The organism is Kordiimonas lacus (genome assembly GCF_001550055.1).
Classification (GTDB): domain Bacteria; phylum Pseudomonadota; class Alphaproteobacteria; order Sphingomonadales; family Kordiimonadaceae; genus Kordiimonas; species Kordiimonas lacus.
Genome location: NZ_LRUA01000010.1, coordinates 163,711 through 184,331 on the forward strand (window position 1 = coordinate 163,711; position 20,621 = coordinate 184,331).

18 protein-coding genes are annotated in these 20,621 nt (G+C 57.5%); 9 read left to right on the forward strand and 9 right to left on the reverse strand.

The annotated features are described in order from the left end of the window. Window positions 1-132 precede the first annotated feature (132 nt). Both KORLAC_RS15635 and KORLAC_RS15640 read left to right on the forward strand, forming a co-directional pair. A complete protein-coding gene (locus KORLAC_RS15635; protein ID WP_068308207.1) occupies window positions 133-1,119 on the forward strand; it encodes a hypothetical protein in 987 nt (328 codons plus the stop codon). A 198-nt stretch (window positions 1,120-1,317) separates the two neighbouring features. Next, window positions 1,318-2,889, forward strand: coding sequence for an MFS transporter (locus KORLAC_RS15640; RefSeq protein WP_068308209.1), 1,572 nt, complete (start codon window positions 1,318-1,320; stop codon window positions 2,887-2,889). A gap of 237 nt (window positions 2,890-3,126) precedes the next feature. Here the strand turns inward: KORLAC_RS15640 and KORLAC_RS15645 are convergent, their stop codons facing one another. The 5 genes from KORLAC_RS15645 to KORLAC_RS15665 all read right to left on the reverse strand — a co-directional run bounded on the left by KORLAC_RS15645 (window position 3,127) and on the right by KORLAC_RS15665 (window position 8,793). Continuing rightward, a complete protein-coding gene (locus tag KORLAC_RS15645) occupies window positions 3,127-4,392 on the reverse strand; it encodes a M24 family metallopeptidase (protein ID WP_068308212.1) in 1,266 nt (421 codons plus the stop codon). Window positions 4,393-4,478: 86 nt separating this feature from the next. After that, window positions 4,479-5,750 carry a Xaa-Pro dipeptidase gene (locus tag KORLAC_RS15650; protein WP_068308214.1) on the reverse strand — a complete coding sequence of 424 codons (1,272 nt, stop codon included), beginning with the start codon at window positions 5,748-5,750 and terminating at the stop codon, window positions 4,479-4,481. Between the two features lie 136 nt (window positions 5,751-5,886). Beyond that, window positions 5,887-6,363, reverse strand: a complete 477-nt coding sequence (locus KORLAC_RS15655; protein WP_068308217.1) for a RidA family protein — start codon at window positions 6,361-6,363, stop codon at window positions 5,887-5,889. A gap of 148 nt (window positions 6,364-6,511) precedes the next feature. Next, entirely contained in the window at window positions 6,512-7,051 is a 540-nt protein-coding gene (locus tag KORLAC_RS15660) for a hypothetical protein (protein WP_068308220.1), read from the reverse strand. 11 nt (window positions 7,052-7,062) lie between these two features. Then, window positions 7,063-8,793 (reverse strand): OPT family oligopeptide transporter, encoded by a 1,731-nt coding sequence (locus KORLAC_RS15665; protein WP_068308222.1) that lies wholly within the window; start codon window positions 8,791-8,793, stop codon window positions 7,063-7,065. A 155-nt stretch (window positions 8,794-8,948) separates the two neighbouring features. Between KORLAC_RS15665 and KORLAC_RS15670 the strand changes: the two genes are divergently transcribed. Next, complete coding sequence (locus KORLAC_RS15670; protein WP_068308225.1) at window positions 8,949-10,331, forward strand: MATE family efflux transporter; 1,383 nt, start codon at window positions 8,949-8,951, stop codon at window positions 10,329-10,331. Between the two features lie 146 nt (window positions 10,332-10,477). After that, window positions 10,478-11,359, forward strand: coding sequence for a MipA/OmpV family protein (locus KORLAC_RS15675; protein ID WP_082714732.1), 882 nt, complete (start codon window positions 10,478-10,480; stop codon window positions 11,357-11,359). Window positions 11,360-11,366: 7 nt separating this feature from the next. On the opposite strand, the gene KORLAC_RS15680 is transcribed toward KORLAC_RS15675, so the two are convergent. Continuing rightward, a complete protein-coding gene (locus KORLAC_RS15680; RefSeq protein WP_068309345.1) occupies window positions 11,367-11,981 on the reverse strand; it encodes a nitroreductase family protein in 615 nt (204 codons plus the stop codon). 154 nt (window positions 11,982-12,135) lie between these two features. On the opposite strand from KORLAC_RS15680, the gene KORLAC_RS15685 reads away from it, so the two are divergent. The 4 genes from KORLAC_RS15685 to KORLAC_RS15700 all read left to right on the forward strand — a co-directional run bounded on the left by KORLAC_RS15685 (window position 12,136) and on the right by KORLAC_RS15700 (window position 15,397). After that, window positions 12,136-13,890 carry a serine hydrolase domain-containing protein gene (locus KORLAC_RS15685; RefSeq protein ID WP_068308231.1) on the forward strand — a complete coding sequence of 585 codons (1,755 nt, stop codon included), beginning with the start codon at window positions 12,136-12,138 and terminating at the stop codon, window positions 13,888-13,890. A gap of 147 nt (window positions 13,891-14,037) precedes the next feature. Beyond that, complete coding sequence (locus KORLAC_RS15690) at window positions 14,038-14,298, forward strand: hypothetical protein (protein WP_068308234.1); 261 nt, start codon at window positions 14,038-14,040, stop codon at window positions 14,296-14,298. Continuing rightward, window positions 14,299-14,937 carry a DNA-3-methyladenine glycosylase family protein gene (locus KORLAC_RS15695; RefSeq protein WP_068308237.1) on the forward strand — a complete coding sequence of 213 codons (639 nt, stop codon included), beginning with the start codon at window positions 14,299-14,301 and terminating at the stop codon, window positions 14,935-14,937. A gap of 16 nt (window positions 14,938-14,953) precedes the next feature. Next, entirely contained in the window at window positions 14,954-15,397 is a 444-nt protein-coding gene (locus KORLAC_RS15700) for a protein tyrosine phosphatase family protein (protein WP_068308241.1), read from the forward strand. A 5-nt stretch (window positions 15,398-15,402) separates the two neighbouring features. Here KORLAC_RS15700 and KORLAC_RS15705 read toward each other — a convergent pair whose 3' ends face one another. From KORLAC_RS15705 to KORLAC_RS15715, 3 genes are read right to left on the reverse strand one after another with little or no spacing between them, the layout of a single operon-like run. Beyond that, window positions 15,403-15,936 carry an STM3941 family protein gene (locus tag KORLAC_RS15705; RefSeq protein WP_068308244.1) on the reverse strand — a complete coding sequence of 178 codons (534 nt, stop codon included), beginning with the start codon at window positions 15,934-15,936 and terminating at the stop codon, window positions 15,403-15,405. Window positions 15,937-15,939: 3 nt separating this feature from the next. Next, window positions 15,940-16,566 carry a GNAT family N-acetyltransferase gene (locus KORLAC_RS15710; protein WP_068308246.1) on the reverse strand — a complete coding sequence of 209 codons (627 nt, stop codon included), beginning with the start codon at window positions 16,564-16,566 and terminating at the stop codon, window positions 15,940-15,942. A gap of 25 nt (window positions 16,567-16,591) precedes the next feature. Beyond that, window positions 16,592-18,643 (reverse strand): S9 family peptidase, encoded by a 2,052-nt coding sequence (locus tag KORLAC_RS15715; RefSeq protein ID WP_068308249.1) that lies wholly within the window; start codon window positions 18,641-18,643, stop codon window positions 16,592-16,594. 173 nt (window positions 18,644-18,816) lie between these two features. Here KORLAC_RS15715 and KORLAC_RS15720 point away from each other — a divergent pair, with 173 nt between their 5' ends. Further along, entirely contained in the window at window positions 18,817-20,610 is a 1,794-nt protein-coding gene (locus tag KORLAC_RS15720) for an aminopeptidase P family protein (protein WP_068308252.1), read from the forward strand. The last annotated feature ends 11 nt before the right edge of the window (window positions 20,611-20,621 follow it).

Here is a 20,621-nt window from a genome sequence, read left to right on the forward strand (position 1 = left end):
ACCCAATGGTTAATTTTAGCACGAACCACGCTCAGACCGAGTTGCAACAGTGCCTTCTTGCTGTATAAGTGTGCCAAAGACGAAATTAGAGAATCTACATTCAGGGAGTGCCGGCCGTGCCGGCGAACGATCATGAAAAAACTTTTGCTTGCAGCGACGTTGCTGCTCATCGGTGGGTTGCTGCCGGCCACTGCACAAGAAGAAGAACCCGCGTCCATTGAGATGCCACTGAGCATCGAGATGGAAAAACCTATCACGATGGATGTCACCTATAAAATGGAACAGGGTCCGGTAAGCCTAACCGCCCGTGAAACCATGACGCTGACTCCGCTTCGCACAGAGGGTGAACAAGTCATCTATCGCTACAAGTCGCTGGATTCAGAGTTTCTGGACCTGCAGGGCATGCCGCCCCTGTTCAGCAATGTCCTCGTGCAGATAACGGATGCTGCGCAAGGCATTACATACGAATATGCCGCAGACAACACCGGCTACCCACTGGAACTGACGGAAACAAAAAACATCCGGAAAGTGATCAAACAGGCACGCAAGAGCCTGCAGAAATGGGCCAAGTCATTCGCCAAGGAAAACGGCCTGAATAAACAACAACAGGCGCAGGTGGTGGCCGTCACAGAACAGTCGCTGCTGGAGGCATTCCCGGAAGAAGATGAGGCCCTGGCAGCCGCTGTGCTGGAGCAAGGCCAGATGGTATTCTACGGCACTGGCCGGTCGCTCTATCTCGATTATTACACCGAGTTCAACACCACGCGGTATTTCGCCCCAGGCCAGGCCACATTCCACACCATCGATAGCTGGCAGGTTGTGAGCTATGACGAGGAAAAAAGTGAAGCCGTTATCCGCTTCGACCAATATCTGAACGACGAAGAGTTCAAAGGATTTCTCGAGCGCCTGAAACCGGTCCTGATGGAACAAAATGGCCCCGCGCAGGAAGCGGCCGTCGACGCACTGGTTGAGAAATATCGCCTGCTGCAACTGAACCGGCAGGGTGAATATGTGATCGACCTCGTAACCGGCCTGCCCATGTCCGGCACTATCCGGTCGGAAGAAATTTTCGATGGCAACACCGAGGTTGAAACCATCGAATTCACCACCAAATACTAAAATATCTTTCGGGGGCGGCGGATCCGCCCCCTACCCCTTCCGCTCTCCTTTTATCGCACAAAATCAGCTTTTTACCGGATTGGCGTTGACCCACGCACATGTCTGCGCCCTAATGCGCCGCAGTTTCGAGTATGGCACGCAGCTTGGGAGGCTGCCAAAACAACAGAAAAGTGCCCAACAAGATAAAAGGGGAAAGAAATGTCCGAGGGAGATAAGGACCTCACAACCACGTCCGTGAAGGACGTCAAACAGCTTGGCACCTTCGCCGCCATCGCCAGCCTGTCCTATGTGTTCTGGATTTGCGGCGGCATGGAAATGGTCGAACGCCTTGCTTTTTACGGTACGCGCCAAGTTGCTGGCCTTTATGGCACCGACTCCGTCTCAAACGGCGGGCTCGGGCTGGTTGAAGCCGAGGTCGGGATCATTATGACCATATGGGTTATCACCCAAACCTTCGTGCCTGTATTTACTGGCGGCCTTTCTGACCGCATTGGCTACAAGGAAACCATCTTTGCCTCAACAGTGGTCAAAATTGGCGGCTATTTGCTGATGGCAATTTTTCCGACATTCTGGGGCTTTATGGCGGGTGCCGTGGTGCTTGCATTCGGCACAGGGATATTCAAACCGGGTATTCAGGGCACAATCGTAAAAGCAACCAATCGCCAGAACAGTTCCATGGCGTGGGGTATCTTCTATCAAACCGTAAATATCGGTGGTTTTTTGGGGCCTGTCCTCGCGGCCTATATGCGGCAACTTGAATGGGCCTATGTCTTTTATGCCTGCGCCGCCATCATCTCGCTGAACTTCCTGCTGCTGTTGAGCTACAAGGAAGTGGACAAAGAAGAACGCCTGGCACACCGGGAAAAAGTCAAAAACGGCACTGTTCAGGAAGAGCCTCTGTGGCTCGATAGTCTTCGGGAACTCTCGAACCCTGTCCTCGTCTGGTACATCGTTCTGTTCTCCGGCTTCTGGTTCATGCTCTATATTTTTTGGGATATTGGCCCGCTCTACTTCCGCGACTGGGTGGATACAAGTGTGTTGGTACGCGACATATGGGGTGAAGAAGGCCCCAGCGGCTTTGCCATTCGCTTTTTCGCCATGAACAACGAGGGGACCGCCATCATGCCTGAGGGCGTGGTAAACCTGAACTCAATGCTGATCATGGTTATTTGTTTCTGGATTGCTGGCTTGAGTGCCAAAATCAAGGCGGCAAATTCGATGGCCATTGGTACATTCCTGGCCTCTGGCGCGCTAATCATTTTTGGCGGATTCAACTATGCTTGGCTTATTGTTCTGGCAGTTGTGATCTTCTCGCTAGGCGAAATGCTGGCCAGTCCAAAATCAAGTGAATACGTCGGAAATATTGCCCCTGCGCAAAAAAAGGCGATGTACTTGGGCTTCAGCCAGCTGCCCCTTGCGATTGGCTGGATGACAGAGAGCTTCGTTGGATTTTACCTTTATGGGGAACTTGCCTCGAAAGAGCAGATCTCGCGCCGTATGCTGGAGACCGAGGGGTGGAGCGCCGACCAGGTTGCTTCTGTCCCTAATGGAGAAGCCTTTGAAAAACTGGTGGAAGTGACAGGCCAAACGGCAGAGGCGCTGACCTCTCAGCTTTATGCCGCGAACGACATTGGTACTGTCTGGTATATCATGGCCACCGTAGGCATCATCTCCGCTTTTGGCCTCTATCACTATGGCAAGTGGACATACAGGATTGCTTCCCTGCGCGAAGAGGAAGAAATGAAGACACAGGCCACGCCCGCAGAATAAAGTTGGGCACCAAAAACACCAAAAGCCGCGGTATCTGCCGCGGCTTTTTTGATGGCTGCACAAAGAAAAAGGGGACGTGCCACCCCCATCAATGGCACGCCCCACAATAGTTCGCCGATCACCAATCGACTAAGTGTCAAGATGCCCGTTTGCTTGGTAACTGGCTACCTAGAAAAAATTTAGGTGCACATTTGGGCCTAAATAAGGTTGCATTGCTACCGGCGTGAGGCAGGCATATCATCCCATGCGGCCGATGGGCTTGTCCAGGCTTTCAGGCGGCACGGTAAACCAGGCCGGGCCAGCATCCGTCATATGGATGCAGTCCTCAAGCCGGACGCCGAATTCCCCGAAAATATACAAGCCGGGCTCGTTGGAAAAGCACATGCCGGGCGCCAGCTTTGTTGTTTCGCCGTGGACGAAATTCACACTCTCGTGCCCGTCCATGCCGATACCGTGTCCCGTACGGTGGCTGAGGCCTGGGGTCTTGTACCCGGGGCCATAGCCAAGGCCCTCATACATTTTGCGGACCGCATCATCCACCGCGCCCGCGGGCGTGCCGACTTGCGCGGTCTCGAATGCGATCTGCTGGCCGCGTCGCACCGTATTCCAGACCTCGCGCTGCCGCTTTGTCGGCTCCCCGAACACAAAGGTGCGGGAGATATCGCTTTGGTAGCCATGGACCTGACAGCCGCAGTCCATCAGCACGATGTCGCCTTCCTTGAGCGTCTGCGGCTGGCCCGAACCATGCGGGTAGGCGCTGGCTTCCGCCAGGAGCGCCATGCCCCAGATACCCTGCCCGCCAAGGCTTGCCTGCGCCTTGCGCATCATGGCGGTGATGTCCGCCGGCGTCATGCCCGCCTCCAGCTTGTCCCACACTTGGCTGTAGGCTGTCAGCGTCACTTCATTGGCCTTGCGCATCAGCGCAATTTCATGCGCCGATTTATACATGCGGCAGCCCAGCGTGACATCCAGTGCCGACGTGATTTCAAACCCCGGCGCTGCTTTCTTGAGGCCCTCAACAATGAAATAACGCACGGTATCTTCAAGGCCGATCTTGCCGCCCTTGAGGCCGCGATCCTTGAGGATGCCAGCCACGCGCTCGAACGGGTTTTCATGTTCGTTCCAGGTGCGCACGTCACTGCCGAAGGTCATGCTTTCGCGCACGCTGGGTTCTTCAAAGAAAGGTGTCACGACGGCGATTTCACCTTCCCGCGGAATCACCACGGCGGTCAGCCGTTCGCTGCGCCACCAGCTGATGCCAGTGAAATACAGCATCGCCGACCCGGGCTCCAACAGGATCGCGTCGATACCGTGCTCGGCCATCAGCCGTTGGGCCTTGGCAACGCGCGCCTTGCGCTCATCCACGCCGATGGGCGTCACGTCGCCGGTGATGGGCTGCAAGCTGTCGCTCGCCCGCAGGCTGCTGGTGGCCGTGCCCGCCAGAAGGGCCGCGCCGCCCGCGGCTGCACCCAGCTTGAAAAAGTCGCGTTTTGAAAGTGTCATGTCTGTCCCCGCTTTGGTCCTTATTGGAATGGATTGGGCCCGAGGATGCATCCTCGGGCCCTGTCTCCGCAATACGATTTTTCGGCTCAAGGTTTTTTATAAGTAACGCCGCCCTTCATCACAAAAGTCACGCGTTCGGTGACGCTGATGTCTTCCAGCGGATTACCGGACACAGCCACCAGGTCTGCCAGATGACCCTCGCGGATGGCGCCCAGGTCGGTCTCGCGCTTCAGCAGCGTGGCTGAATTGATGGTGGCCGCCTGCAGCGCCTGCAGCGGCGTCATGCCAAACTGTACCATGCGCGAAAACTGTTTGGCATTGTCACCATGCGGATAGATCGCGGCGTCAGAGCCGAAGACCATCTTCACGCCGCCCTTTACCGCCTTGGTGAAGCTTTCCCGCTGGCGCTTGGACACCTGGCGTTCCTTATTGAGGTTTTCCTCCGGCACGCCGTTCTGCTCGCCGTAGGTCAGCGTATATTCGGTGTTATAGATATCCATCGAAAAATAAGTGCCGAACTGTTTGGCCAGCGCCACGCCCTCGTCATCCAGGAAGCTGACATGCTCAACCGAATCCACACCCGCCACAATCGCGGCCTTGATGCCGTCGGTGCCGTGCGCATGGGCCGCCACGGTAATTTCGCGCCGGTGCGCTTCGTCCACAATCGCCTTCATTTCCTCGAGGCTATATTGCTGGATGCCCACTTTGGTGCCTTTGGAAAACACACCGCCCGTGGCGCAGAACTTGATGGCGTTGGCACCGTATTTGATATTTTCACGCACCTTTTCACGCGCGGCCCACGGGCCGTCTGCCACACCGTCTGACTTGGCGTGCGCCTCAGGCGCCATGAAGTTATTGTCACAGTGACCGCCGGTGACCCCAAGCGCGTTCCCAACCGCATAAATGCGCGGGCCGATGATATCGCCACCATTGATGCCGTCGCGGACACCGATCACGCTATAGCCGCTGGCGCCCACATCGCGCACCGTGGTGAAACCGGCCATCAGGGTTTTCCTGGCATTCTTCACCGCCACCACAGTCTGGCGCGGGACCGAATAGCTCATACTTTCAAAAAACGGCGTCTCCGGCCCGCCCGACAGGTGCACATGCATGTCCATGAAACCAGGCAGCAAGGTCTGGCCATCAAGATTGATGACCCGTGCGTCTTCCGGCACCTCAAGCTGGCCCTGCCGGCCGATGGCCACGATACGGTCCTCCCGGATCACAATCGCGGGCTTTTCCACCCGCTTGCCATCAATCACGTCGATCATGGCGTCGGCTGTCAGATAGATGTCCTGGGCTGATACCCCGAAAGGCACCATCAGGATGGTCATGAGGGCCAGTAAAAGTGTGCGCATGTTTGTCCTCCCCGGCATGTCTGCGGTTGTGCTTGTTTCTGGCGAGGGAGCGTAAGCGGTGAAAGCGCCTTTGTCCACGCGCCACACCGGATGAAACGAGCAATAGGAGAACACAAATTCGTGTAATGGTGGGCCGCTATTGCGCTGGCACAACGTCACTGACGTGGGCGACCACCTTGACCTCTGCAATACCGGCCGGGGTTGCAAGTTCCGTTATGCCGATGGCAGTCCATGCAGGATAGGGTGCACGGATATAGTCATCCTTCACAGCCATGAAGTCAGGCAGCTGGGCCTGCAGGTCTGTGTGGAAGGTTGTCATTTCAACAATGTCGTCCAGACTGGCGCCGGACGCACGAAGGATCTCCTCAATGCGTTGCCAAACCCGGTGATACCCGGCTACCGCATCGCCGTCTATCGGTGTGGCAACCGCACCCGACAGGTAAATCCGGCCATCTATTTTTACCGCGGGCGCGAAATGCCAGTTTTCATAGGTATTCTTCCAGCGTTCCGGCACGATAACGTCTGCGCGGTCACGGGCGCTTTCAGCCATTGCGGCACCCGGGACACCAGCCACCAATCCTGCCAGGCACATGGTTTTCAAAACTTGTTTCATGAGTACTCCCTCCATTGCTGTCGCCACCACATTGGAGAGAAGGCACCAGCGCCACAAGAATTCTGCGGCAGAAGGTTGTCCAAGCGCGGCAAAAGAAAACCGACGACCCTGAGGCCGCCGGTTTGATGTTCTTGAGTTCAAAGCGGGATCAGGCGGCAGCCTTGACCGCCTTGTCGAACTCTTCTTTCGCGTGGTGGAACTGGTCCAGCGACTTGTCCACATACATCAGCACCTCGTCCACATAGCCGTCCGTGGAGGCCGACCAGACACGGTTGATATAGCGTTCACCCGCCGCAAAGCTGGACATGATGTCAGCGTAAGCCTGCAGGCCGAAGATATGCTTCATGCTGTCGCGGGCATCCGCAAAACGGTTCAGGTCATCCCTGAACAGGCGGTCGATCTCGAACCGCATGTCATAGGTTGGAACCTTGTCCTTGCGACCATGGAGCTCTTCCAGGTTCTTGAGAATATTCTCAAGCGCCCCCTTCAGTTCACCACGGTGATGCTCAAGCTTTTCTGAGCACCTGGCTTCCGCCGCTTCAGCGCGCTTCAGCATCACAACGCCCACAACCCCAACCAGCATCACCGGCACAAAGGTCATCCAGTCCAGCGTGAGCTTGTCCAGAGACGTCAGGAATGCACCCGCAAGGAAAGAAAGCATGACAAGAAGGTAAGCAACTGTTTTCATCTCTTCTCTCCTTATGCTGCAAAGATCATGTAGGCGGCGTACCCGACACCGACAAGCGCTTCACCAACGATCAGGCCGGCGGCAACAGGGATACCCTTGTTGTCAGACCAGCTGTGACCCTTCTTGCGGTCGGAAATTTCCCGAAGAAGCGTCCCGATCGAGTAGGTCAGAACCACATTGAACGGCAGGTAGAAACCAAGCCCCACGGTGATACCAAGGCCGGTTTGAACCGCCGACAGAAGGGCGCCAAGAATAGCACCGGCGATATATTTCTCGGTCGGAACATTGCCGCCTGTGATGCCTTCCACCATGGACGCCAGTGCCTGGCCTTGCGGCGCCGGCAGCTGATCGGAGCCAAGGCCCCAGGCTTCATGAAGCAGGAAGATCAGGCCAATGATCACAATCGGGCCAAGCCACGCGCCAAAGAACTGACCCATCTGCTGCATACGCGGCGTGGCTCCCACAAGGTAGCCTGTCTTCATATCCAGCATCAGGTCGGTTGCCTGGCTCATGGCGACACAGGTTGCAGCGCCCACGGTGATCGCGGCAACGATCGCCTGCGTGGTTTCCATGCCACCAAAGCTTTGGGTGATCACGATCAGAAGGGTGACGGCAATCAAGGTCATGCCGGAAAGCGGGGACCAGTTGGTCCGACCGATGGCTTCCGACAGGATGATCCCTGCCATCCAGATCCAGACCGTGCCAAGCACACCCATCATCAGACCCCGCACGATGCCAACTTCCTCAGCTGAGGTAATCGCCATGATGGTCAAGAGGATGGCCGCACCGGCGATGCCTGCATAGAGAAGCTTGATCGGCATCTCGTCGCGGCTCATGGCGCTGTCCACCTTAGCGGACGATTGCATGGATGAGATCGCCGAACGGATCAGCGGGAATGCGAACATCACACCGATCACCGCACCACCGATCAGCATGCCGATACCGGTTGGCCGGAACAGGCCGAGACGAAGCTCGCTCGGGTTAGAGACATCAACGCCGGCAACAGGCATGTCAAACCAGTTCAACAGCGGCGCCAGCACGAAATAACAGACATAGCCGCCAATGATGAAGGCCACACCGCCGCGACCGGCGATATAGCCAACACCGATGGTCATCAGTGACACATAGAAGGTACCGTTGAAGTAGCCCGGCAGGCCAAGCTGATCGAACAGAGGCCAGTTCTCAAACCCGGTCGAGAGGCTGATCACGTGAACAGCCCCGGAAACCAGCATGGCGATAAGAAGCAGCTTTGCCTTCTCAATGCCCGCGCCTGGTGATTTGAGGATCGTGGCTACAGCCACACCGCCTGGATAGGTCAGGCGCTCGAAATCGATCATCTGCTTCCGAAGCGGAATGATGAACGCAATGCCGAGGAATGCACCGGCAATGGCACCGAATGTCAGCACATAGGGATTAAATTCTGTGCCGTAGCCCAGAATGAAGATTGCCGGAACCGAGAACATCATGCCCGATGATGCGCCGTTCACGGCACTTGCCACGGTTTGGGCAACGTTGTTTTCAATGATGGACCGCCTGCGCAAAATGCCGCGCAGGATACCGAAGCCAAGGATGGCCGCCAGTTCAGATCCCTCGATGGAAAAACCTAGCTTGAGTGCTGCGAAGCCTATTGAAAGCGCAATGATAACGCCCAGAAAATAGCCCACCAGCACTGCTTGTGGTGTGAGCTCAGGGTATGCGCCGCGTGTAATCGGCCCCTGGCTCACTGCAGTTTCTTGTGACACCTTTAACTCTCCCCCTCAGGTATTTCCCCTGAGATATTCACTTATTTTTTATAAGTTCTGCGCCTTCAATTGCTTGCCAGCCGCGCAAAACCAGCATAGCAGTAGCACAACAAGGGCGCTCAGGCGACCCAAACAATAACGCACAGCGAACCGATATGTCCGAAAACGGCACCACAAATAGCCAGGGGTTGGACCCCCAGTGGCTGCGCGAGCGTCTGAAGCGTCACTTCAGCGAACTGGCGCGGCTTGCCTTGCCTGCGGTGATGATGCGCATCGGCATTTTCGGGCTGGCGATGGTGGATACTGCCATGGTCGGCCACTATGCCACCGAGCACCTGGCCTGGCTTAATCTGGCCAACCAGTCGGTCATCATGTTTGCTCTTGTGGTGGGTCTCGGGCTTCTGGGCGGTATCACCGTCTATACAGCCAACGCCATCGGCGCGGACGACAAGCGCGAAGCGGGCCGGGTGTGGCGTAGGAACGTGCCTTTCACTATTGCTGTCGGCATCGGCATCATGCTGGCGGTATGGCCCGCAGAAACCTGGCTGACACTTCTGGGGCAACCGGAAGTGAAAGCGCAGGAGGGCGGAAAGCTGATCCGCATCCTGGCGCTGGGCCTGCCTGCCCATATGCTGTTCGTCTGCTGCACCATGTTCCTCGAGGGCATCAAGCGCGCCGAGGTGGGCTTTTATGTGATGGTGGGCGCTAACCTTGTGAATGTGGCACTCAACTACGCCCTGATCTTTGGGCATTTCGGCATGCCTGAATTGGGCGCGGAAGGGTCAGCCTGGGCTTCCACCGGCGTCCGCATTTTTATGGCCATCGCGGCCCTTGGCTATGTCTGGTTCGCCCCCAGCGTGCGCGGTTACGGCTTGCGCAAACCGCACGGCCAGAAGTGGCACGAATGGCGCGATCAGCGCCATATGGGTTATGCTTCTGCCGTCTCCCTGGCCGCGGAAGTGCTGGCGTTTGGCGCGCTGGCCATCTTTGCGGGTTGGCTTGGTACTGTGCCGCTCGCGGCACACGGTGTGGTGTTCCAGGTGGTGGGTGTACCGCTGATGATGTCCATCGGCATCGGCGTCGCATCCAGCGTACGCGTTGGCATCGCCTTCTCCCGCGCTGACAAGGCTGACGCAGCGCTCGCGGGCCTGTCCGGTATTCTGCTGAACTTCCTCCTGACGGGCGCTTTTGCCGTTGGCATTTATTTCTTTATCGAACCGCTGCTGGACATCTTCACGGACGACCAGCGCATCATCGCGCTACTGGTGCCGCCGGTGGTGATCTATGCCATCGCCATGATTTTTGATGCCAGCCAGATGGTCGCGTCCATGATTTTGCGCGGCTACCGGGAAACCTGGTGGCCCACCTATCTGCAAGGTTTTGCCTTTATCATCGTCATGCTGCCAGCCTGTTACATCATGGCTTTCCCCGTAGGGCACGGTTGGGCCGGACTGATGGAAGGCATGTGCATGGGTGTGATCACCAGCTGGATTTTGCAGATGGCGCGCTTCTATCATCTGGCGCGCACCCGCATCTAACGCGGCGTCAATTCGTCGAAAAAACCTAAAAAATTTTCAGGTTCCGTTTGCCATACTTTTACCCTTTTATGGCTTCCTAATAAGAGTCAGGCGGGGTTTCAGCATCAATCCGGGGAGATCTGACCGAGGCGGAGGAAAGATAGACTATGTCACCGTGGCACCCGTGCCAGATACGAAAGATCATGCTGCCAGCATCGCTGCTGACGGCTGTTTTTTGCCAAACAAATACCGCGCATGCATCCTCTCAGGGCCTGAACCTGGCGGACCGGTTCAATAATGCCATCGAGGCGGTGCAGGAAGGCATCGACCTGATCTGGCCTGGCGACCTGGATAGCGAACAGATGAATGCCCGCATGGGCATCGGTTTCGGCTGGATTCCCGATTATGTCGGGTCAGACAATTACCGGTTCCGTGCTGTGCCAATCCTGGATGTCCGCTACAAGGAAATCTGGCGCCTGAATGGCAGCAAGCTGACCTACACCGCTTTCAAAACAGATAAGCTGGAGATCGGACCTCTGCTGAACCTGCATTTCGGGCGCAAGGAAAGCTCGAACAAGGCGCTGACCGGCCTTGGGGATATCGGCACCACTTTTGACGTCGGCATCTTTGCCCGGTTCAAACGCGAAAGCCTGTTGATTGACGCGGATATCCGTCGTGGGCTCGGCGCCGGCCAGGGCACGACTATTCGGCTGACCGCCGGGCACGGCATATACCAGAATGGCGATTTCGCCGCCGGACTTGGCGTCCGCCTGCGCTATATGTCCAAAAAGGGCATGCAGACCAATTTCGGCATCACCCGCGAGCAGGCTGAAAATTCAGTCTATGAAACCTTCCAGGCCTCTGCCGGTCTATCCGAAGTGTCGGCAAACCTGATCGGTGCCTACCGCTTGACTGAAAAAGCGCGCCTCATGGGGCTGGTCTCCGTCGGCCATTTGCTGGGCGACGCGGCCGACAGCCCGATCGTCGCAGACGGCACGGGTTCACCCTTGCAGGCGATCGCAGGCGTTGGCCTGACATTCCAGTTCTAGCGACAACTCAGATCCAGGTCGAGATGTCATCCAGGCTTTTCTTGTCGATATCCGGCACCTTGACGCCGTCTGCCGGGTAGCCGCACACCACCAGCATGGTGGGGCGTTCATTCTTTGGACGGCCGCAGATCTCATTGAGGAACCCCATGGGCGACGGCGTGTGGGTGAGCGTGGCCAGCCCGGCATTGTGAAGGGCCGCAATCAGGAAGCCTGCCGCCAGCCCTGCACTTTCATGGACATAATAATTATTGGTGCGCTCGCCCGTCTCCGCATCGATACCGTAGCTCTCGCGGAACACGGCAATCAGATAGGGGGCTGTCTCCAGGAAGGGTTTGCTGGCATCCGTGCCGAAAGGCTCAAGGTCCTCCAGCCACTCATCCGTCGCCCGCCCGCCATAAAACTCACGTTCTTCGGCTTCAGCCGCTTCGCGCAGCTTTTTCTTGGCCGCAGGATCGGCGATGACAGCAAAATGCCAGGGCTGTTTGTTGGCGCCCGATGGCGCGCGCCCGGCGGTGCGGATGGCATTCTCAATCACCTCGCGCGGCACGGGCTTGTTGGAAAAATCCCTTACCGTGCGCCGCTTTTTCATCATCTCATAGAACGCTTTCGAGCGCTCAAGCATTTCCTCGCCCGTGCGGGCTTCAAAGCCCTCAAGCGGGATGAATTTTTCCCCAGTTGCCACGCCTGCTGCTCCTTCTGATGCATCGGTGGTAATCCCCTCAAACTCGTGCTTAAATCACCCTGACGGAAATATCCAGCGAACTGCGTGGGGGTTTATGCGCTTTTCCCGTTTCATCATGTGGCTGAGCCTGATGCTCATGGCGGCGCCCGCTTTTGGACAGGCGGTTGTGCTGCGGCCCGACGACGTGTTGCCGCGCCTCAAGGAAGCCGCGCCTGAGGCTTTCTATATCAACGGCCATGACGTGCACGGCATAGCGGATGAGATGGCCGAAGCCTATTACCCGCTGGGGGACAGTGCAAAATATGTGCTCGCCCTCGTCACGCTGCGGCTGGCAGACAAGGGCGTAATCAGCCTTGATGAGCCGGTCGCCAAAGCCATGCCGAACCTGATGGATTTCAATCCCTTCGAGGTCGCGATCACGCCTGGGCATCTGCTGGCGGAAACCGGCGGGTTTGCAAGGCCCGTCGCGGGCATGAATGAGGCGCCTCTCAACTATTACCTGATCAAGTCGCGGGGTGCAGGGCAGGTTTCACTGCATGACCCCATCGGTTGGCGGTTGCTACAGGCCTTCCTTGAAAAGCGTACAGGCCAGTCTGTTGTCGATCTGCTCACCCAGGAACTTCTACGGCCGCTTGGCCTGTCGGAAGAGGCTTTAATGCCTGTAGAGACCAGATATCCCGATGTGACCGCCACACCATTATCGGACGCGGTTTTGCGCGGGGATGCCGTTATAGCGTTGGCCCGTTTGCTGCTTGTCAATGAAGACGCGTCAGGCGCACCGTTCCTGACACCGGAAAACCACGCCCGCCTGATATCAGACCCCTTATGGCAGATGCACCCGCTTGGGTTTGACGCTATGGCAGGGTCACGACGCTACCGCTCTGGGTCGCATGAATGGGTCCAGCTTGGGCACTGCAGGCCGGGTGTTTCAGTCGTGGCCTTCCCTGCATCGGGCATTGCCTATGTCGATCCGGAGGCCACGCCTTTTCCCAGCACCCAAAGCCAAAGCTGCACGGGCAAGCTGTTTCGCGAACGGGCACTCTCGAACGCGACTGCCAACATTCCCCCGACATGGACCCGGCAGGAGGCAATTGCAGCTGCGGATAAATTGCTCGAACCGGAACAATTGGGCGGGCGCTATCAATGCGCCAACATATCGGCCTGGGTAAAAGACCGGGTGGACGGATCCGAGACCTGCACACTGACAACCCGCATGATTGATGGCGAGACCTTGACCGCGACGATCGTTTGGCCGCCGCGCGCGGACTTTGTGGCGGGACCGCCTTTGTCTCGGCGCTATCAATGGGAAGCGCCATACGCCTACCGAGGCAGCCTTGCCGAACCGCCGCTGATCTTCAGCCCATACAAGGCCGGCGGCTATGCCTATATCGGCGATGTGGCCTACGTAAAGGTGGGTATGCTTGGCTATATCCGACCAATCGCGGGCAACTATACTCCGTTGATGATCATCATCCTCTTGACCGGGGCATTGCATATCCGCAGCAAAACATCCGTGCAGTGGCGCCGCTATGGTTGGTTCTGCCTCACCGGCGCGGCACTTGTCGGGTTCGGGCTGTATGCCGACTGGCACTGGTGGCCAACCGTCCTCTATAAGCTTCAGATGCCGTGGCTGATTGTGCTGTGGCGTACGGGGCTCAACGTCGGGCTGATGCTGATGCTGGCCCTGCCCATGCTGTCGACGACCTTCATCAGGCAGCAGAATATGCCCGAGCGCGGCTTTGCACTACTGTTCGCCGGGCCGCACCTGGGACTGATTTCGCTGGCCGCCATCGGCCTGTTTTTGACCACCATCATCTGGGGCGTGGCTGGCACCTTCACAGCCTATTGATTTATGAAGGCTGCCCCTATATGGTCCCGCTCATGACACAAACAGGTGCGTATAAACGAATGTGGCGAATGATCCGCCCGGTTTCCAAGGGAAGCCGGGTCTCTGTCGTTCGATCCAACCACAATTTGTTTATGGGAGTCGCGCACCATGACTGCGCCGTTTGAAATAGCCAATCGCTTTGAAGTCCTCACCTGGAGGCAACCCCACGCGTTAAGTAACGTGTTATCCCACTTTTCCACCAGCCAAAGCCAACCATCCCGCGTCAGCACTGTCGCGCACAAGGATGGGACACTTTCGGTCACCATTGTCGTCAAGGCATTGGCCGAAACCGACGCCCGTGCTATCCAGACAGACCTGAAGGAAGACAAGCAGGTGCTTCGCGCCATGCTCGAGCATTTTGTGGGATAGATGACTGAATTCATTTTGACGGAAAGCGAGATCAGGCGCAGGCTTGATCTCCTGGCTGAGGACTGCCCCCATGTGGCTGCAGCGGTCAAGCTTGTGGGCTACCCCGCCGAGCGGCGCGGCACACAGGGCTTCCAGACCTTCATGCAAGTAATTGTCGGCCAGCAGCTTTCGGTGAAGGCCGCCGCCACCATCCGCGGCCGGGTTGAGGCGCTGGTGGGTGATCCAGCCAACCCGGACAGCTACGATAAGGTGACCGACGAACAGCTTCGGGGTGCGGGCCTGTCATGGCAGAAGATTTCCTATGCCCGGTCACTTGTGGAAACAGTACGCGACGGCACGCTGGATGTGGACGCGCTGCCACATATGTCGGACGACGACGCGATTGCGGCCATCACGGCGGTGAAGGGCCTGGGGGTCTGGAGCGCGCATATGTATCTGATGTTCTCGCTGGGGCGGCCCGACATCTGGCCGGTGGGCGACCTGGCGGTGCGCGTGGGTGCAGGCCGGATCGTGGGGCATGCGGAGCGCCCGACCGAGAAAGAGGCTCTGACAATCGGCGAACGTTGGAAACCACACCGCAGCGCCATTGCGCTTCTGGCCTGGCATTACTATTCTAACGCTCCCGCCATTGGTGATTAAGTTTCAGGAGACAGACATGAGCGACTTCAAAAAAGTGACAGACACGGTTTCTGTCTCCCCCCAAATTGGCAAGGCTGACATCGACGCCGCGAAGGACGCGGGCTTCAAGCTGATCATCAACAACCGTCCAGACGGCGAAGAAGGCGGCCAGCCCAAAAATGATGACCTGGCGGCCTACGCGGCGGACAAGGGCCTGAAGTGGGCCACCATTCCGGTGGTCGGCGGTCAACTGACGTTCGAATCGATCGAAATGATGGCGATGGCGCTGAAGGACGCGGACGGCCCGGTGCTGGCTTATTGCCGCTCAGGCACCCGGTCCTGCACGCTATGGTCTTTGGCACAGGCGCTGACAGGTGCGATGGAAACACCGGACATTCTCGCCCACGCCGCCAAGGCAGGCTATGACGTCTCAGGCATGGCCCCCACGCTTGATCACCTCAAGCAACTGCATCACGGCTAGACTGGTTACGCTTTGCGCCAGCAGCCGTCTGGGCCGCAGTCAACATTCGGAACCGCCCGCCGGAACGCGCCACATGCCGCTTCAATGATTTCCTCGTGAGGTTCTGAATAGTGGCTCGTTGCAACTTGCACCTGACCGAAACCAAGCCTGCTATTTAGGTTAGTCAGAGTGCGTTTAAGCCAAAGGCGCTGTCCATTTGGCAGAGCGTCTTCTTCAAGCTCAAAGCAAGCGAATTTCTGACGGTTGGTTTCGCTGGTGTACACACCTTTGACTTTCGTCCATGGCACGAACTCGGCCCAAGCCTTTGCATGAAATCCCTGGGAATTGATTTCCAATTGGTCAATGCCATTTGCAAGAACATATACTCCACGGATAGTGCATAGAGCGAAAAAGCTGCCGCCAAGAATTATGAAAGCCTTAAGGCCCCAATGTCCATTGGTTGCCTCAAACCACCACCAAATATAGCCGCATACAAGCCCAATGCCCAACAAAACTATGGCAAATTGGCGCACCTTCGAAGCCTTGAAAGTAATATCCATTGCCTATCCTTCAACTGGGATTGTTTCTGGCTGCTTGTGAATGAAGCGCACGGTTTCTTCGTAAATCTCGGCACCCGGACCATATAGTTCCCATACTTCATCGCCGTCGATCACGGCGTCCTGCCGGTGCTCCAGCCCTAGCTTCCTGAGCACATTGCGGCTGGGCTCATTGCCCCGAAGCACGTATGCGAACAGGTCATGGTCTGGAAAGCCCATGGTTTTGCGCGCGGCTTCAATTGCCGCTCGGCCCGCTTCCGTGGCCAGCCCCATGCCCCAATATTCTTCCCGGAACCAATAGCCCACTTCAACGAACCGACCATCAGGCGTGGGGCGCATCAACACCCAGCCAAGGGCCGTTTCGTCCGTACCATGCTGAGAGCTTTTCCAAGTCACCGCATAGAAGAATTTGAAGCGCCCTTCCTTCAGACCCTTGAGAAAAGCCTGCTTTTCCTCGGCCTCATCAGTGCCTGCCGGGCGCGGAATGAAACGCATCACATTGGGGTTTGAGAGCATCAGCCACATGGCGTGTGCGTCGCCTTCCTCAAACAGCCTCAGCCGTAAGCGCTCCGTCTCAACCGGCGTCGGATCAAGCGCCAGAACTTCCCGATCATACGTGCCATCCAGTGCCATAAATATTTCCCAACCAATCGTTCGGTTAAATAAGATCAAATGCCATCAGAAGGAAGGTATATTCCTCCGCCACCTCGCGGTAACGTTCAAACCGGCCTGACTTGCCGCCGTGCCCCGCCCCCATGTTGATCTTCATCATGAGGAGGTTATCGTCGGTTTTGGTGGCGCGCAGTTTGGCGGTCCATTTGGCGGGCTCCCAATAGGTCACGCGCGGGTCATTGAGGCCGCCTGTTACCAGCATGGGCGGATAGTCCTTGGCCTCAATATTGCTGTAGGGGCAATAGCTTTTGATGGTTTCAAACGCCGCCTTGTCCTTGATCGGGTTGCCCCATTCTGGCCATTCGATCGGCGTCAGCGGCAGGTCAGCGTCCAGCATGGTGTTGAGCACATCCACAAACGGCACATGCAGCACCACGCCCTTGAATAATTCAGGCGCCTGATTGACCACCGCGCCCATCAGCTCGCCCCCCGCGCTGCCGCCCGATATGCTGATGCCGCCTTTGGATGCATAGCCTTCACTTTCCAGATGTCGCGCCACATCGACAAAGTCATTGAAGGTGTTGGTGCGTTTCTCGAGTTTGCCGTCCTCGTACCAGCCGTACCCCAGTTCGTCCCCGCCCCGAATGTGCGCGATGGCGTAGGCGAACCCGCGATCCAGCAGGCTCAGGCGCGTAGCGGAAAAGCTGGGGCTCATGCCAAGGCCGTAGGCACCGTAGCCATACAGATGGACAGGCGCGCCCTTCTTCCAGTCTTTCCCATAGACAAGGCTGACAGGCACCTCGACGCCATCGCGGACTTTGACCATCAGGCGTTCGGACGCGTACCCCGTTTTGTCATAGCCCGACGGGATTTCCTGCTCTTTCCTGAGCGTCATCTTGTCGGTACCCAAGTCATAATCGAACACGCTTGGCGGTGTCACGAGGCTCGAGTACCCCAGCCGCACATGCTTCTGGCTGAACTCCGCATTCGTGCCCAGCCCCACTTCATAAACAGGTTCCGGCATATCGATATGACGGCTGGTACCGTCCGGGAACAGCAGGCGGATCTGGTCGAGCCCGTCCAGCTTTTCCTCGACCGCCAGAAAGCCTTCGAACGCCTGCATGCCAGTAAGGTACAGGGACGCACTGCCTTCCAGGATTGGTGTCCAGTCAGCGGGCGCGCCCACGGGCGCCTTATAGATGCTGAAGTTTTTCTGGCTCCCGTTGGAGCGGATATAGAAATGCCCGGCGCCGTCATGATCGACTGTATAGTCGTGGCCCGTCTCCCGCGCCCGAACAAGCGCCGGAACGGCAGACGCATCATCAAGCGGCACCACCAGATTTTCGGCGGTCACATGGTCAGCGCTTCTGATCACCAGATGCGACCGGCTGCTGGTGCGGCGGATATGAACGAAGAAGCTGGTATCGCTTTCTTCATAGACCTTGCGGGCCTCACCCCCCAGCGTGTGGAAATTCACCAGATAGGGCCGCCATTCCTTGGAGACCTTCACATAATAAAAGCCGCTGCTGTCCAAAGCCCAGACAATCTCGCCTGAGGTTTCGACAATCTCATCGGCCAGCATGTCGCCGGTCTTTAGGTCGCGGACGCGGGCGGTGAAGCGTTCAGACCCATTGGTGTCGGATGAGTAAGCCAGATAGCGCCCGCAGGGGCTGACGGCCATGCCGCCCAGCTTGAAAAACTCATGCCCTTCGGCCTCAAGGTTTTCGTCCAAGAGCACGTCCCAGTCCGAAGCGCCTTTTGGCCGGCGGTACCAGGCACGATATTCAGCCCCCTTGGCAAAAGCCCAGCGATACTCATGATCGCCATCCGCCCACGGCACGCTTTCGTCGTCTTCCTTGATGCGGCCCTTGATTTCCTCGAAAAGCGCGTCGGTCAGATCTGCCTGATCTTTCATTACGGATTCGAAATAATCATTTTCCTGCCTCAGATACCCAAGGATTTCTTCGTCCGTTACTTCAGGGTAGCCCGGGTCCTTCAGCCAGAAGTATGGGTCCTCAAACGTGATGCCATGATGGCTGGCCTGATAGGGCTTTGTCGTGGCCTTTGGCGGCGCGAGGGACGCGGGGGCTTTGAGCATGGTGTGATCCTGACTGTACAAAGGTGTTTTTCCATAGGTAGGACGGGCAACAGACGCTGTAAAGCCCTTCGCGCAGGCAAGCCCGGAAATACCAACTTTCCTTGCAAAATGGCCCCTGCCCTGCCATGTAAAGCCCAACTTGTTTTCAGTTGAAACCTTAGGAGAAGCCGCCCATGTCCGATCATGCTGCCCGATTGACCGCCCTCAGAACTGAGATGAAGGAGCGTGGCCTTGACGGCTATATCGTGCCGCTGACCGATGAACACATGAGCGAATATGTAGGCAGCTACGCCCAGCGTCTGCCGTGGCTGACAAACTTCACCGGGTCTGCGGGCAACGCGGCGGTGCTAATGGACAAGGCCAGCCTGTTTATTGATGGGCGCTACACAATTCAGGCAGCAGCCGAGCTGGACCCGGCGCTTTATGAACATCACCTGTTTGATGAATACCCGCTTTTGAAGTGGGTGGCCGACCATTCGGATGAGGGCGCCGTAATTGGCTATGACCCGGAGCTGACGACCATCGCCTGGGTTGAGGAAGCCGAAGCCCTGTTCAAGAAAAAGGGCCTGAAGCTTGAGGCCGTCAGCACCAACGTCATTGACGCTATTTGGGAAGACCGCCCTGCAGAGCCGCTGGCGCCCGCACTGGTGCATACAGCTGAATATGCCGGCAAGTCGGCCGAGGAAAAACGCGCCGAGATTGCTGCCCAACTGCGGGAAGAAGGCGCCGACGCCGCCGTTATTACCATGCTGGACAGCATTGCCTGGGCCTTCAACATTCGCGGCACGGACGTTTCCAACACGCCTGTGACCCACGCTTGGGGCATCCTGCACGCTGATGGCAGCGCCAACCTTTATATCGCGCCAGAGAAAATCACCGACGAGCTGCGCGTGCACCTGGGCAACCAGGTTCAGATTGAGCCGCGCAACACCTTCTATATGGCGCTGGCGGCGCTTGGTGGCGCTGGCCGGAAAATCCTGGTGGACCGCAACACCAACAACGCCAAGGTGTTCAACACGCTTGAGGTCAGCGGCGCCACGCTGATTGAAGGCCAGGACCCTTGCATCCTGCCGAAAGCCATCAAGAATGAGGCCGAGCAGCAAGGCAGCCGCGATGCCCATATCCGGGACGGCGCGGCCATTTCGGAATTCCTGCACTGGATTGAAACCGAAGCACCCAAGGGCGGCATTGATGAGCTGACCGCTGTGGACCGCCTGTGGGCCTTCCGCAAGAAGCGGGATCTTTTGCGCGACAAAAGCTTCGACACCATCTCCGGCAGCGGCCCCAACGGCGCCCTGCCGCACTATAGGGTAAATGAAGCGTCCAACCGCCCGCTCAAGGCTGGTGAGCTGTATCTGGTGGACAGCGGCGGCCAGTATCTGGACGGCACCACCGACATCACCCGCACCGTGCCGATCGGCGAACCGACGGATGAGATGCGCGACCGCTTCACCCGCGTGCTGAAGGGCCACATTGCGCTGGCCACCACGCGGTTCCCCAAAGGCACCAGCGGTATGGCGCTGGACGCCATCGCGCGCCGTCCGATCTGGGAAGCTGGGCTGGATTATGACCACGGTACCGGCCACGGTGTCGGCGCGTTCCTCGGCGTGCATGAAGGCCCGCAACGGATTGCCAAAGGCGGTACGTCCGTTCCGCTACAGGCAGGCATGATCCTGTCGAACGAACCCGCCTACTATAAGGAAGGCGAGTTCGGTATCCGGATCGAGAACCTGATCCTGGTGAAGCCAGTTAATGAGGACACCGAACGTGAGATGTTCGAGTTTGAAAACCTCACCTGGGCGCCCATTGACCGCCGCCTTGTTGATACCAAAATCATGACGGATACTGAGCTTGAGTGGCTCAATGGCTATCACGCACAGGTGTATGATAAGATAGCGGAACTGGTTGACCCAGACACCCGCCAGTGGCTTAAAGAAGCAACCGCGCCAATCGGGCGCGCCGCTTAACGGACTATCCA